Raw genomic sequence first — 14,718 nt, 5'->3', positions numbered from 1 at the left:
GGTGATTCCTGTTTTGTATTTGATTGAAGGGGGTTGCCCCGTTGCTTGTTGACACTTTATTCACAATCCTGCCACAGGGATAGCGCAATATATCGAAGTCTATGTTCGAAATTTTTGAATAAGGCGCGAAAAGCGCTGATGTGGTACTCTATATCAATCATTAAAAAGAGATTTTATCCGGCAGTGCACTGCCCGTTAACGCTATGACAGAACAACAAAAATTAACCTTCCCGATGCTCCTGCAACAGCTTGATTCCCTGATGCTGCGCGATAAGCAGCGTTTTGCCCGCCGTCTGCACGGGGTCAAGAAGGTTAAAAATCCTGATGCACAACAGGCCATTTACCAGGAGATGGCAAAAGAGATTGACCAGGCTGCAGGGAAAGTTGTGCTGCGCGAAGCCGCACGCCCGGCGATTACCTACCCGGAAAACCTGCCCGTCAGCCAGAAAAAGCAGGACATCCTTGAGGCCGTGCGCGATCACCAGGTGGTGATTGTGGCGGGAGAAACCGGCTCCGGTAAAACCACCCAGTTGCCGAAAATTTGTATGGAGCTGGGTCGCGGGGTTAAAGGGCTGATCGGCCACACCCAGCCGCGCCGTCTGGCGGCACGGACCGTGGCGAACCGTATTGCCGAAGAGTTGCAGACCGAGCCGGGTGGCTGCATCGGCTACAAGGTGCGATTCAGCGATCACGTCAGCGACAACACCATGGTGAAGCTGATGACCGACGGTATCCTGCTGGCCGAGATCCAGCAGGACCGGCTGCTGATGCAGTATGACACCATCATCATTGACGAAGCGCACGAGCGCAGCCTTAACATCGACTTCCTGCTCGGCTATCTGAAAGAGCTGCTGCCGCGTCGCCCGGACCTGAAAATTATCATCACCTCCGCGACCATCGATCCGGAGCGCTTCTCGAAGCACTTCAGCAATGCGCCAATTATTGAAGTGTCGGGTCGGACGTACCCGGTAGAAGTGCGCTATCGCCCGATTGTAGAAGAGGCAGACGATACCGAACGCGACCAGCTGCAGGCGATTTTCGACGCCGTTGACGAACTGGGTAATGAAAGCGCGGGCGATATCCTGATCTTTATGAGCGGCGAGCGCGAAATCCGCGATACCGCCGATGCGCTGAGCAAGCGCGATCTGCGCCATACCGAGATCCTGCCGCTGTATGCCCGTCTGTCGAACAGCGAGCAAAACCGAGTGTTCCAGGCGCATAGCGGGCGTCGCATTGTGCTGGCAACCAACGTGGCGGAAACCTCGCTCACCGTACCGGGCATCAAGTACGTTATCGATCCGGGCACGGCGCGTATCAGCCGCTACAGCTATCGCACCAAGGTCCAGCGTCTGCCGATTGAGCCAATTTCACAGGCCTCCGCCAACCAGCGTAAAGGGCGCTGCGGCCGCGTCTCCGAGGGGATCTGTATTCGTCTCTACTCCGAAGACGATTTCCTGTCGCGTCCGGAATTTACCGATCCGGAAATTCTGCGTACCAACCTGGCCTCCGTTATCCTCCAGATGACGGCACTGGGGCTGGGCGATATCGCTGCGTTTCCGTTTGTTGAGGCGCCGGATAAACGCAACATTCAGGACGGTGTGCGTCTGCTTGAAGAGCTAGGGGCGATCACCACCGATGAACAGGCCACCGCATACAAACTGACCCCGCTGGGGCGTCAGCTGAGCCAGCTGCCGGTCGACCCGCGTCTGGCGCGTATGGTGCTGGAGGCGCAGAAGCACGGCTGCGTGCGCGAGGCGATGATCATTACGTCGGCGCTCTCTATTCAGGATCCGCGCGAGCGTCCGATGGACAAACAGCAGGCGTCCGACGAAAAACATCGCCGCTTCCACGATAAAGAGTCCGATTTCCTCGCCTTCGTGAACCTGTGGAACTACCTGGGTGAGCAGCAAAAAGCGCTCTCATCGAACCAGTTCCGCCGCCAGTGCCGCGTGGATTTCCTGAACTATCTGCGGGTACGCGAGTGGCAGGATATCTACACCCAACTGCGTCAGGTGGTGAAAGAGTTAGGCATCCCGGTTAACAGTGAACCGGCGGAGTACCGCGAAATTCATATCGCGCTACTGACCGGCCTGTTGTCCCACATCGGGATGAAGGATGCAGATAAACAGGAATTTACCGGCGCACGCAATGCGCGCTTCTCCATCTTCCCGGGTTCCGGTTTATTCAAGAAACCGCCGAAATGGACCATGGTGGCGGAACTGGTTGAAACCAGCCGTCTGTGGGGACGTATTGCCGCGCGCATCGATCCGGAATGGGTTGAACCCCTGGCTCAGCACCTGCTGAAACGCTCATACAGTGAACCCCACTGGGAGCGGGCGCAGGGCGCGGTAATGGCAACGGAAAAAGTGACGGTTTACGGGCTGCCGATTGTGGCGGCGCGTAAGGTGAACTACAGCCAAATCGACCCGGCCCTGAGCCGTGAGCTGTTTATCCGTCATGCGCTGGTGGAAGGCGACTGGCAGACGCGCCATGCGTTCTTCCGCGAAAACCTGAAACTGCGCGCCGAAGTGGAAGAACTGGAGCATAAATCGCGTCGCCGCGACATTCTGGTGGACGACGAGGCGCTGTTCGAGTTTTACGATCAGCGTATCAGCCACGACGTGATTTCTGCCCGCCACTTCGACAGTTGGTGGAAAAAGGCGAGTAAAGAGACGCCGGACCTGCTCAACTTTGAAAAGAGCATGCTCATCAAAGAGTGGGCGGAATCGGTCAGCAAGCTCGATTACCCGAACTTCTGGCATCAGGGTAACCTGAAGCTGCGCTTAACTTACCAGTTTGAGCCGGGCACGGATGCGGATGGCGTCACCGTTCACATCCCGCTGCCGCTGCTAAACCAGGTAGAAGAGAGCGGTTTTGAGTGGCAAATCCCCGGGCTGCGCCGCGAGCTGGTGATTGCGCTGATCAAATCGCTGCCGAAACCGGTGCGACGTAATTTTGTGCCTGCGCCAAACTACGCCGAGGCGTTTTTAGGCCGCGTCACGCCGCTGGAACTGCCGCTGCTGGATTCCCTGGAGCGCGAATTCCGGCGCATGACCGGCACCACCATCGACCGGGAAGACTGGAACTGGGATCAGGTGCCCGATCACCTGAAAGTCAGCTTCCGTGTCGTGGATGAGAAAAACCGAAAACTGCAGGAAGGTCGCTCTCTGACGGCGCTGAAAGAGGCGCTAAAAGGCAAAGTTCAGGAGACGCTCTCGGCGGTTGCCGACGACGGTATCGAGCAGAGCGGGCTGCATATCTGGAGCTTTGGTCAGCTTCCGGAAAGCTACGAGCAGAAGCGCGGCAACTACAAGGTGAAGGCCTGGCCTGCGCTGGTGGATGAACGTGACAGCGTTGCCATCAAGCTGTTTGATAATCCGCAGGAACAGCAGCAGATGATGTGGCGCGGTCTGCGCCGCCTGCTGCTGCTGAACATCCCGTCGCCAATCAAGTACCTGCACGAGAAGTTGCCTAACAAGGCCAAGCTGGGGCTGTACTTTAACCCGTACGGCAAGGTGCTGGATTTGATTGACGACTGCATCTCCTGCGGTGTGGACAAGCTGATCAACGAGGCGGGCGGCCCGGTCTGGACGGAAGAGGCGTTTGCCCGACTGCACGAAAAAGTCCGCGCCGAGCTGAACGATACCGTGGTAGAGATTGCTAAACAGGTCGAGCAGATCCTGACGGCGGTGTTTAACATCAACAAGCGTCTGAAGGGCCGGGTGGACATGACCATGGCGCTGGGGCTGTCAGACGTGAAGGCACAGATGGCGGGGCTGGTGTACCGTGGTTTTGTGACCGGCAACGGCTTCAGGCGCCTTGGCGACACGCTGCGTTATCTCAATGCGATTGAAAAGCGCCTGGAGAAAATGGCCGTCGACCCGCACCGCGATCGTGCCCAGATGCTGAAAGTGGAAAGCGTCCAGCAGGCGTGGCAGCAGTGGCTGAATAAACTGCCCCCGGCACGCCGGAATGATGAGGACGTGCAGGAGATCCGCTGGATGATCGAGGAGCTGCGCGTCAGCTTCTTCGCGCAGCAGCTGGGGACACCGTATCCGATTTCGGACAAGCGTATTTTGCAGGCCATGGAGCAGATTTCGGCATAAACATTAGCGGTTTGGGGGCGTCGGGCACCCGAGCCGTATGTTTCCCCTCACCCTGACCCTCTCCCCAAAGGGGCGAGGGAATGGTTCGATGCGCGCATAAGCGGCAGTAGGCCGGGTAAGGCGCAGCCGCCACCCGGCACGCTGTCACTGACTGCGCCATCCTCCGCCGAGCGCCTTATACAGATCAATCTGCGCCAGCAGCAGGTTATTTTTCACCTGCACCACGTTAGTTTGCACCGAATAGAGCGTGCGCTGTGCGTCGAGGACGTCCATATAAGAGGAGTAGCCGTTGCGATAGCGATTTTGCGCGATGCGCAGCGTCTCTTGGGAAACCGCCTGCTGGGCCAGCAGTTCCGTCAGTTGTTCCTGATAGCGCGTAATGGCGTCAAGGCTATCGTTAACCTCCACGAACGCGTTACGCACGGTCTTTTCATAGGTGTACAGCGCCTGATTGCGCTGGGATTGTGAAATGTCCACCTGCGCATTCAGCGCCTGGCGGTTCAGCAGCGGCGCAAGAATACTCCCGCCTGCGCTCCAGAGCTGGAGCGGATTGTCCAGCAGCCCCGACAGCGTGCGATCCTGTACCGATCCGGTTGCCGTCAGGTTGATCGACGGCAGCAGGCTGGCGCGGGAGGCCGCGAGCGTGGCATCTGAAGCAACCAGCGCCCGCTCTGCCTGGACGATATCCGGGCGACGGTTGAGGAGCGTGGAAGGGAGCTGTGATGGCAACTTCAGTGGCGTAAGGACATCGAAACTCTCGCTGCGCGCCACCTCGCCGGGCTGCGTGCCGAGCAGCACGCTCAACGCGTTCTCCTGCTGTGCAATCTGGTGCTTAATCAACGGCACCTGCGCGCGCGTGGCGCGCAGTTCGGAATCGGATTGCATCAGCTCCAGCCGCGAACTGTAGCCGGTTTCAAACTGACGTCGGGCGAGGTTGAATGCCTCTTCGCGGGATTTAAGCGTCGACTGCGTCACCTGAAGCTGTGCATCCAGAGAGAGCAGGGTGACATAGCCGGAGGCCACCGATGAGGCGACGGTCAGGTCTGCGGCGGCGGCGGCGGCTTTTTGCGCCTCCAGCGATGCCTCTGCGGCGTTGGCGGTGCTGCGGTTCACCCCCCAGATATCCACATCGTAGCTGGCGGTCAGGCTGCCTTTATACAGGGAGCCGTATACCGGAAGCCCGGTAGCAGCAGACTGGGAGCGGGCGCGGGTGCCCGTCACGCCCGCATCCAGGGAGGGAAACAGGCTACCGTCGGCGGCATACACCCGCGCCTGATATTCGTTAATCCGCTCGCGGGCAATCAGCACATCGCTGTTGTTTTCCAGCGCCAGATCGACGTAGCGGTTCAGGTAGCTGTCGTGAAAATTTCGCCACCACAGCTGTTCTGTCGCACTGCCCGGGCCGGTCGCCGCGCGCCATTGCGCAGGAATGTGCAGCGTCGATTGCGCGGGCTTAACGTCGACGGACTGGCAGCCGCCAAGCAGGGCGGCTATGAGTAAACCGACCAGCGGGCGAAGGATCATGGCTTCGCCTCCCGGGTATCAATCGTGACCTGCACCGACATGCCGGGGCGCAGCAGCGCAGACGCTTCCGGATCACCCAGTACCTCAATGCGCACCGGAATACGCTGGGCGATTTTGACGAAGTTGCCCGTGGCGTTGTCCGGCGTGATGGCGCTGAACTCCACCCCCGTCGCCGGCGAGATACTCTCAACGCGGCCCTGATAGGCCTTATCGTTCAGCGCATCCACGGTGAACGTGACCGGCTGTCCGACGCGCAGATTGGCCAACTGCGTCTCTTTTATATTCGCGATAACCCAGTGCTGCGGCGGGACCAGCGTGGTGAGGTGGGTGCCTGCGGTGACATAAGCCCCCAGACGGACGGCGATCTGGCCGAGCTGGCCGTCGCGCGGGGCCACGATACGGGTGTTTTGCAGGTCAATCTGCGCCAGCTCCAGCGCGGCTTTAGCGTTATCGACATCGGCTTCCAGCGAGCCGCGATTCACGATCACCGTCTGCAGATCCTGACGCGACATCTCAAGCGTGGCTTTCGCCTGTTCGATGTCAGCGCTGCCCTGAGCAGCACTCGCCAGCGCCGCGTCGCGCTCGCGAACAGAGAGCGACCCGTCTGCCGTCAGATCTTTTACGCGTTTTAAATCCGCCTGATTTTTCAGGTTCTGCGCGCGGGCATTTTTCAGGGCCGCATCGTTTTTGGCGATCACCGCTTCCGCGCTTTTGCGCTGTTGCAGGTTGTTGTTCAGCGCGGCTATCTTCATTGCCAGCTGCGCTTCGGCCTGATGGACGCGCTGGCGATAGATACGGTCATCGATTTGCAGCAGCAGGTCACCCTTTTTGACCTTATCGAAATCCTTAACTCTCACGTCCGTGATATAGCCATTGACCTGCGGGCTGATAAAGGTGGTCTGCCCCCGGACGTAGGCGTTGTCGGTAAACTGGGCGTGGCGCGTAAACGGCGGAAGCTGCCACGCATAAAGGATCACCAGCACCCCGACAATACCGATTGCCGCAGCGGTGAAAACAGACACTATGCGCACATTTTTGCGGGTATTGGCCTGCTCTTTAGCGGCATCCTGCTGACTCATAACAACTCCCAAAACGTCATTGACTCGTATCCATTATTTGTTGCCGGTGGCATTTTTTAACGCCATTTGGGCAGTGATGCGCAGACGCAGCAAGCGCCATAAAATCCACACTAGCGTGGCGGCCGCGATGCTTGCCGTCAGCAGGTAGGTATCATTGTAAGCCAGAATATTCGCCTCAAGCGCGGTCACCGTCTGGAGCTGGGTAATGGCCTGCGTGCTCAGCAGCGCGCTGTCACCGATCAGGCTTTTATACAGTTGGGTATAGGCCTGAATGCGCTCGTTGACCAGCGGATTGAGGGTGGTGAGCTGATCGGCCAGCAGGCTGGAGTGATACTTTTCGCGCCAGGTCTGGAAGGTGCCGAGTATGGCTGAACCCAGCAGGCCGCCGACGTTCTGGCTCATACCAAACAGCACCGAGAAGCTCACCAGGTTGCGCGGGTCGGCGATAACCCCGCCGATGCCCGCCAGCATGGCCGGGGCAAGGAAGAAGGCGCTGCCAAAACCCAGCAGGAACTGGCTGAACATCAGTTGATCCGGTCGGGTCAGGTTGTTCGACTGGCTGTCCAGCAGCGAGGCGATAATCATTAACACCAGCGACGTGACGATCGGCCAGGCCAGCTTCGTGGGTTTAATCGTCAGGCAGCTGGTGACGATGCCGCAGACGATACCGGCAAAAATGGCCCACGCCAGATGGGTCATCTGTTCGTTCTGTAACCCGACGTACTGCAGCCAGCCGATGACGCCGGTATTCTGTTCCGCCAGCACGATACGGATCAGCAGCATGATCAGCCCAAGGCGTAAAATACTGCCGCTCGAAAGCCAGCGGGTGTTGAGCAGAGGGTTGCTGCGGTTATGCTCAAACACGATTGCCGAGACCACCAGCACCAGCGATAACGCCAGCGACCAGCCAATCCACGGCGCTTCAAACCACCAGTCGAGGCGGCCCAACGAGAGTACCGCGCACAGCAACGCCATGCCCGGAGCCAGCAGAAAAAAGGTGAGGAAATCTTTCTTTTCAAACACCTTGCGCCGATCTCCCGGCGGGAGTTTCAACGCCATCACGCAGGCCAGCGAGATCAGCGCCAGGCCAAGCTCGAAAAAGTACAGCCCGCGCCACTCATCAAGCTGCAACAGTTCGGTGGAAAACAACCGTGCAAGGGGAATGGCCAGTGACGATCCGGTGATGCCGATGGTGAGTGCTTTCAGGCGATGCTTCGCGGGCCAGGCCTGGATCTGGTAATAGATGCCGAGCGAACTCAGCGCCGCTGCCACCATCCCGTGCGCGGCGCGGACCATCAGCGCGGAGCTAAGATCGTTAACGAAGAGGTGGAAAAAGGTCACCAGTACATAGAGCACCAGAAACCCTTCGGTGAAGGCCCGCAAACCGTACTGCTGGCGGAATTTCACCAGCAGCAGGTTAATGGAGACGTTGGTCATGACGTACACGGCAGGCAGCCAGGCAATTTCGGTTGACCAGGCGCCAAACGTGCCCTGTAAATTTTGCAGGTTGGCGGTAACGACCGCGTTGCCGAGTGCGCCCGTCAGGCAGACCAGCAACCCCACCACGCCATAAGCTATCCGTTTCGGTGTGCTGTGTTCCGGCGTTGAAGGGGAACCCAGCAGGGCGGGTTTTTCGTGTGGCTGCCACTCGCGAGGAGCATAAGGGTCGCGCTGGGGCAGGCGCATAGCGTCGTTTACCTTTGAAATTGTTGAATAGTTAGTGGGCTAATGATTCTACGTCTGCCGTAAATCATAATTCAAGTGAATATGATTATCAGACATTTTAGGTTGGGTTGAAAGGTGACAAAATGAAAGAGTACGGACACGCCGGGATTCGGAGTGATCTCCTTTTCAGGACTGACGAGTACGGTACGCTGAACCTAACTGCTGTGAGGAGGTAACAATGACACTGGCACTTTTTCCTTGTTTACCCGAGGCAACCCTGAATGCCGCTAACGTCGCAGGACGCTGGCTGGCGCAGGATGACCTGCAACCCAATGCGCCCGTCGATTTGGTTATTCTCGCGGGCAACGCGGTGATCCCGGCTATCGATGCGGCGTGCAGGGTGGCCTCGGAACAGGGTGTCCCGCTGCTGATAAGCGGTGGTATCGGACACTCCACCACCTTTTTATATGCTGCCATTGCGCGCCACCCGCGCTATAACCGCATTCCTACCACCGGGCGCGCGGAGGCGGCTATCCTGGCTGACATCGCCCGGGAGGTCTGGTCCATACCGCCCGAGCGCATCCTGGTGGAAGACCAGTCTACCAATTGCGGAGAGAATGCCCGCTTCAGCTGGGAGCGGATCAAACAGACGGGGCTGACGCCTGAACGTGTGCTGGTGGTACAGGACCCCACCATGCAGCGCCGCACCATGGCGACCTTTGCCCATGTATGTCGGGACGAACTGGCGGCCCCGCTATTCATCAGCCACCCCGGCCTGACGCCCGTTCTGCAAAACAGCGATAACGGCCTGACGTTCAGCGGCGGACACGAGAGGCTTTGGCCGGTCGAACGCTATGTTTCGCTGCTGCTGGGCGAGCTTCCGCGCTTGTGGGACGACATCAACGGCTATGGACCGGCGGGGCGTGGCTTTATCGTCCACGTGGATTTTCCTGCCGAGGTTCAAGCCGCATGGCGTATCCTGCGTGAGGATGCGATCCTTACCGAGGCGCTTGAAAGCCGTTCCCTTATCTAACCTTCTGCCCGTTTGCGGCGTCTTTTTCGCAAACGGGCATTTTGTGTTGCGACTTTGTAATTTGAATGTTCTGCTGACCCGATTCTTCTATGAGATACCTCACAAAAACAGCCTGATAGAGTAGGCAAGTGCCCCTGTGATTGTAATTTTTAACAATAAATTTACTTGTTAAAAACAGTGTAATTACAGGAGCAGGTTATGACAGTACCCGTACAACATCCTATGTATATCGATGGACAGTTTGTGGCCTGGCAGGGTGACGCCTGGATTGACGTCATCAACCCGGCAACCGAAGAGGTCATTTCCCGTATTCCCGATGGCAGCGCCGACGATGCCCGAAAAGCCATTGACGCCGCCGAACGTGCGCAGGCGGGCTGGGAGGCGCTGCCTGCGATTGAGCGTGCAAACTGGCTGCGCAAAATTTCCGCCGGGATCCGCGAGCGCGTCAGCGAAATCAGCGCCCTGATTGTCGCCGAAGGGGGAAAGATCCAGCAGCTGGCGGAAGTGGAAGTCAACTTCACGGCGGACTACATCGACTATATGGCCGAATGGGCGCGCCGCTACGAAGGAGAAATCATTCAGAGCGACCGTCCGGGCGAGAACATCCTCGTCTTCAAACGCGCCCTGGGGGTGACCACCGGGATCTTGCCGTGGAACTTCCCGTTCTTCCTGATCGCACGCAAGCTCGCGCCCGCACTGCTCACCGGCAACACCATCGTCATTAAACCGAGCGAGTTTACCCCCAACAACGCCATTGCCTTTGCCAAAATTGTCGATGATATCGGCCTGCCAAAAGGGGTTTTTAACCTGGTGCTGGGCCGTGGCGAAACCGTCGGCCAGGAGCTGGCAGGCAATCCGAAAGTGGCGATGGTCAGCATGACCGGAAGCGTCGGCGCGGGCGAGAAAATCATGGCCGCGGCGGCAAAAAACATTACCAAAGTCGGACTGGAACTCGGCGGTAAAGCGCCGGCCATCGTGATGGACGATGCGGATCTGGAGCTGGCGGTGAAAGCCATCGTTGACTCCCGCGTCATCAACACCGGGCAGGTGTGCAACTGCGCTGAGCGCGTGTACGTGCAAAAAGGCATTTACGACCGCTTTGTGAACCGTCTGGGTGAAGCGATGAAGGCAGTCCAGTTTGGCAATCCGGCAGAGCGCACGGACATTGCGATGGGGCCGCTGATCAACGCGGCCGCGCGTGAGCGTGTCGAGCAGAAGGTGGCGCGCGCGGTGCAGGAGGGGGCGAAGGTGGTGCTTGGCGGTAAAACCGTCGAGGGCAAAGGGTACTTTTATCCGCCAACCCTGCTGCTGGACGTGCATCAGGACATGGCGATTATGCATGAAGAGACCTTTGGCCCGGTGCTCCCCGTAGTGGCTTTCGACACGCTGGAGGAGGCGCTGGCCATGGCGAACGACAGCGACTACGGATTAACCTCGTCGATCTATACCCGTGATTTGAACGTCGCGATGAAAGCCATCAAGGGGCTGAAGTTTGGCGAGACCTATATTAACCGCGAAAACTTTGAAGCGATGCAGGGGTTCCATGCGGGGTGGCGTAAGTCCGGTATTGGCGGGGCGGATGGAAAACATGGCCTGAACGAATACCTCCAGACCCAGGTGGTCTATTTGCAGTCGTAACCGTGATTCCCCCTCCGGTTGCGGAGGGGGCAGAGTTTTACAGTGAAGCGAATTTGTCCAGGGTACGCACCAGCTGCGTAACAAACCCGTATTCGTTGTCATACCAGGCGACGGCTTTCACCAGCTGAACGTCGCCCGCCTCGCTGACTTCCGTCTGGGTGGCGTCAAACACCGAGCCAAAGTGCGAGCCAATCACATCCGAGGAGACAATCTCTTCATCGGTATAACCGAATGATTTGTTGCCCTGCGTCGCTTTTTTCAGCGCGGCATGAATATCCTCCACCGTCACCTTTTTCTCGAGGATCGCCACCAGCTCGGTTACGGAACCGGTTTTAACCGGGACACGCTGCGCGTGGCCTTTCAGTTTTCCGCTCAGCGCCGGGATCACCAGCCCGATGGCTTTCGCCGCACCGGTGGTGTGCGGAATGATATTCTCCGCCGCCGCCCGGGAGGCCCGCAGATCTTTCCCACGTGGGCCATCCACCAGCGCCTGCGTCCCGGTATAGGCGTGAATGGTGGTCATGGTGCCCACCTTAATGCCAAAGGCGTCGTGAAGCGCTTTCGCCAGCGGGGCCAGACAGTTGGTGGTGCACGAGGCCACGGAAACAATCGTGTCGTTCGCGTCGAGGGTGTCGTCGTTAACGTTAAACACGATGGTTTTCATCTCGCCCGCCGGGGCGGAGATCAGCACTTTTTTCGCCCCTGCATCCAGGTGCGCGCGGGATTTCTCTTCCGAGGTGTAAAAACCGGTGCATTCGACCACGATATCAACGCCTGCGGCTTTCCACGGAATATGCTTCGCCTCTTTTTCGGCGTAAACCGAAATGGTTTTGCCATCGACGATCAGCGAATCTTCGGTGAAATCGACGCTCCACGGGAATCCGCCGTAGTTGGAGTCATGCTTGAGCAGGTAGGCCAGCACTTTCGGTGAGGTCAGGTCGTTGATGGCGACCACGGTGTTGCTGTCCTGGGTTTCAAGAAGGCGACGAAGTACAAGGCGTCCAATGCGTCCAAATCCATTAATGCCAATTTTACTCATGGTTATCTCCTGGAAAACGTGTCGGTACGACAGTTTGAACTTATCCAGGCTTAGACCATGACGGGCAGGGCGGCAATTGAAGATGTTTCATTGCCTGCGAAGTAATTGAAAAACCATACAGAAAAGTTAATGAATTTTTAAGGAAAGCTGGTTATGTTGACGCAATATCAGTTCTTTATCGGGAAAAGACATGCGCACTAAATATACGGGCCTGCAAATAGGTATTCACTGGCTGGTGTTTTTGTTGGTTATCGTGGCCTATTGCGCCATGGAGTTTCGGGGCTATTTCCCGCGCAGCGATCGCCCGCTGATCAACATGATCCACGTCTCCTGTGGCATCTCCATTCTGGTGCTGATGGTGGCGCGCCTGCTTATCCGCCTTAAATTCCCGGCACCGCCCATTCAGCCGAAGCCGAAAGCGATGGTAACCGGCCTGTCGCATCTTGGGCACCTGATTATTTATCTGCTGTTTATCGCGCTGCCGTTGATTGGCATTGTCATGATGTATAACCGCGGCAATGACTGGTTTGCATTTGGCCTGGTGATGCCGCATGCGGCAGAGGGCAATTTTGACGTCGTGGACATGCTGAAAACGTGGCACGTCACGCTCGCAAACCTGGGTTATTTCGTTATTGGCCTGCACGCCTTTGCGGCGCTGCTGCACCACTACTACTGGAAGGACAACACGCTCCTGCGCATGATGCCGAAAAAGCGTCAGTAACATCGAAAAAGGGCCTGCGCAATGCAGGCCCTTCTTTTTAGTTCAGACGGGCAACTTCATCTGCCGTCAGCTCCAGCGTCTCGGTTGACCCTGTCTCAGATGATTTCACTGCCGCTTCCAGCACGGCCATCACCGCCAGCGCCTCAACGGGGTGTACCGGATTATCCATTTTGCCGAACAACGCATCACGCACGTTAATGTAATACTGGCGCTGATCGCCTTTCGGGGTTTTTACCGGGTGCGGCTCACCGCTGGCATCAAACAGCACCATATCATCATCGTCTTCGCCCCACGTCGCGCTGCCCGGCACAATACCTGCCAGCAGCTGGGCTTCCTGCTGATCGATTCTGGCTTTCAGCACGCTGGCCTTGTCACCGTGAACGGCAAAGCGCGTCGCGCCGCCAGCGACCAGCATGCTGCAATGCAAAATAACCTTATGCGACGGGTAGTTGAGCACCACATGCGCCCAGTCGTTAATCTCCGCCCCGTCACGCAGGGTGGCGATGTTGCCTTGCACGGACTGCGGAAGGCCGAAAAGCTGCAGCGTCTGGTCGATCAGATGTGGCCCCAGATCGAACCACAGGCCGCTGCCAGGGACATTTTGCTCTCTCCAGCGTGCGCGAACCTCCGGGCGGAAGCGGTCGATGTGCGCCTCGAAGTGCTTCACGTTGCCCAGGCTGCCTTGCTCAATGACCTGCTTGATGCCGAGGAAGTCGCTGTCCCAGCGGCGATTGTGGAAAACGGAGAGCAGGCGCTGTTTTTCTTCCGCCAGCGCAATCAGATCGCGGGCTTCCTGCATGTCGAGGGTAAAGGGTTTATCGACCACAACATGTTTGCCTGCATTCAGGGCCAGCGTTGCCAGCGGGGCATGCGTCGCATTCGGAGAGGCGATTACTACCAGGTCGACATCGGGGTGCTGAATGGCCTCTTCAGGCGTCGCCACCACGATAACGTCTGCAATATCGCGTTTAACCTTTTCGGCATCCCGGGAGGAGACGACTGCCAGCTTCAGCCCGTCGATGGACTGGATCAGCGGCGCATGGAAGGTTTTGCCGACAAAGCCATACCCGATCAGCGCAATGTTGATTGTCTTACCGTTAACCTTATTCATGTGTTCTCCACGTTATTGTGCCTCTGCAAGGGTCACTTGCATGGCGCCACCGTCCCCAAGCTCGGGCCAGGGACGATCTAAAAACAGTTGATGAATGCCGGATAGCCCGGAAACCAGATAGGGTTCGCAGCGGTTGAGCTTCATATGGTCTGCCACGATCCAGTGCTCATGGCTCGCAGCCAGCATGGCGCGTTTGACCTCGGCATCAGCCTCCGTGCTGGCGCTTAAGCCAAGCTGCGCATGAATGGCGCAGGCACCGAGGATGGCAATGTCTGCCCGATAGCGCGACAGCAGAGCGAGTGTGGCGCTACCGGCAAACAGGCGCTGCTGGTGATCCCATTTTCCGCCAAGCAGGATAAGCTCGATATCCTCCCGCTCGCTAAAGCACTGGGCGATATCAAGAGAAGGGGTGATAACCGTTAGCGGCCCCTTAAGGACGTTCGCCACCGCCAGCATCGTGCTGCCGGCATCAAGGAACAGCGTCGACCCCGTTGGCACGCTTTGCGCGACCCGTTTACCCAACTGCTGCTTGATCTTCGGCAGCAAGGTATTCCGCCCCTGACGATTCATGGCTGACAAATTAAGCGCAATAGCACCGCCGTGATTCTTCTGCGCCAGCCCCTGTTTTGCGAGGTCCGTCAGATCGCGGCGAACCGTATCGGCAGAAACCTGCAGCTTTTCAGCAAGGTCGACGATGCTGGCCTGGCCCTGTTCGCTCAGGATATCAAGCAGATACTTTTGTCTGGCCGTTTTATGCATGTTTTTCCAAATCCTGCAAAATATCGCAATAAGTTGCATATTA

10 protein-coding genes are annotated in these 14,718 nt (G+C 57.8%); 4 read left to right on the top strand and 6 right to left on the bottom strand.

The genetic code is table 11. The features are described from left to right. Window positions 1–203 precede the first annotated feature (203 nt). Complete coding sequence (gene hrpA, locus I6L58_RS01995; RefSeq protein WP_088207311.1) at window positions 204–4,106, top strand: ATP-dependent RNA helicase HrpA; 3,903 nt, start codon at window positions 204–206, stop codon at window positions 4,104–4,106. Window positions 4,107–4,250: 144 nt separating this feature from the next. Here hrpA and I6L58_RS01990 read toward each other — a convergent pair whose 3' ends face one another. Genes I6L58_RS01990 through I6L58_RS01980 form a run of 3 tightly spaced genes read right to left on the bottom strand, consistent with a single transcriptional unit; the run spans window position 4,251 to window position 8,395 of the window. Then, a complete protein-coding gene (locus I6L58_RS01990; protein WP_088207310.1) occupies window positions 4,251–5,630 on the bottom strand; it encodes an efflux transporter outer membrane subunit in 1,380 nt (459 codons plus the stop codon). Then, window positions 5,627–6,709, bottom strand: coding sequence for an HlyD family secretion protein (locus I6L58_RS01985; RefSeq protein WP_006175130.1), 1,083 nt, complete (start codon window positions 6,707–6,709; stop codon window positions 5,627–5,629). The genes I6L58_RS01990 and I6L58_RS01985 overlap by 4 nt, the downstream gene beginning before the upstream one ends. Before the next feature lie 33 nt (window positions 6,710–6,742). Beyond that, on the bottom strand, window positions 6,743–8,395 hold the full coding sequence (locus I6L58_RS01980; protein ID WP_006175134.1) for an MFS transporter: 1,653 nt from the start codon (window positions 8,393–8,395) through the stop codon (window positions 6,743–6,745). Between the two features lie 217 nt (window positions 8,396–8,612). Here I6L58_RS01980 and I6L58_RS01975 point away from each other — a divergent pair, with 217 nt between their 5' ends. Further along, window positions 8,613–9,407 carry a YdcF family protein gene (locus I6L58_RS01975; RefSeq protein ID WP_088207309.1) on the top strand — a complete coding sequence of 265 codons (795 nt, stop codon included), beginning with the start codon at window positions 8,613–8,615 and terminating at the stop codon, window positions 9,405–9,407. Between the two features lie 198 nt (window positions 9,408–9,605). After that, entirely contained in the window at window positions 9,606–11,045 is a 1,440-nt protein-coding gene (gene aldA, locus I6L58_RS01970; protein WP_088207308.1) for an aldehyde dehydrogenase, read from the top strand. Window positions 11,046–11,082: 37 nt separating this feature from the next. Here the strand turns inward: aldA and gap are convergent, their stop codons facing one another. Continuing rightward, window positions 11,083–12,084 carry a type I glyceraldehyde-3-phosphate dehydrogenase gene (gene gap / locus I6L58_RS01965; RefSeq protein WP_006175144.1) on the bottom strand — a complete coding sequence of 334 codons (1,002 nt, stop codon included), beginning with the start codon at window positions 12,082–12,084 and terminating at the stop codon, window positions 11,083–11,085. A 190-nt stretch (window positions 12,085–12,274) separates the two neighbouring features. Here gap and cybB point away from each other — a divergent pair, with 190 nt between their 5' ends. Next, complete coding sequence (cybB, locus tag I6L58_RS01960) at window positions 12,275–12,805, top strand: cytochrome b561 (protein ID WP_088207307.1); 531 nt, start codon at window positions 12,275–12,277, stop codon at window positions 12,803–12,805. Window positions 12,806–12,842: 37 nt separating this feature from the next. On the opposite strand, the gene I6L58_RS01955 is transcribed toward cybB, so the two are convergent. Then, complete coding sequence (locus I6L58_RS01955; protein ID WP_088207306.1) at window positions 12,843–13,916, bottom strand: oxidoreductase; 1,074 nt, start codon at window positions 13,914–13,916, stop codon at window positions 12,843–12,845. Window positions 13,917–13,928: 12 nt separating this feature from the next. Continuing rightward, complete coding sequence (locus I6L58_RS01950; RefSeq protein WP_088207305.1) at window positions 13,929–14,675, bottom strand: DeoR/GlpR family DNA-binding transcription regulator; 747 nt, start codon at window positions 14,673–14,675, stop codon at window positions 13,929–13,931. Between the last annotated feature and the right edge of the window lie 43 nt (window positions 14,676–14,718).

Source organism: Enterobacter cancerogenus, from assembly GCF_019047785.1.
Taxonomy (GTDB): Bacteria; Pseudomonadota; Gammaproteobacteria; order Enterobacterales; family Enterobacteriaceae; genus Enterobacter; species Enterobacter cancerogenus.
This window is presented reverse-complemented; position numbering and strand designations above follow the sequence as displayed.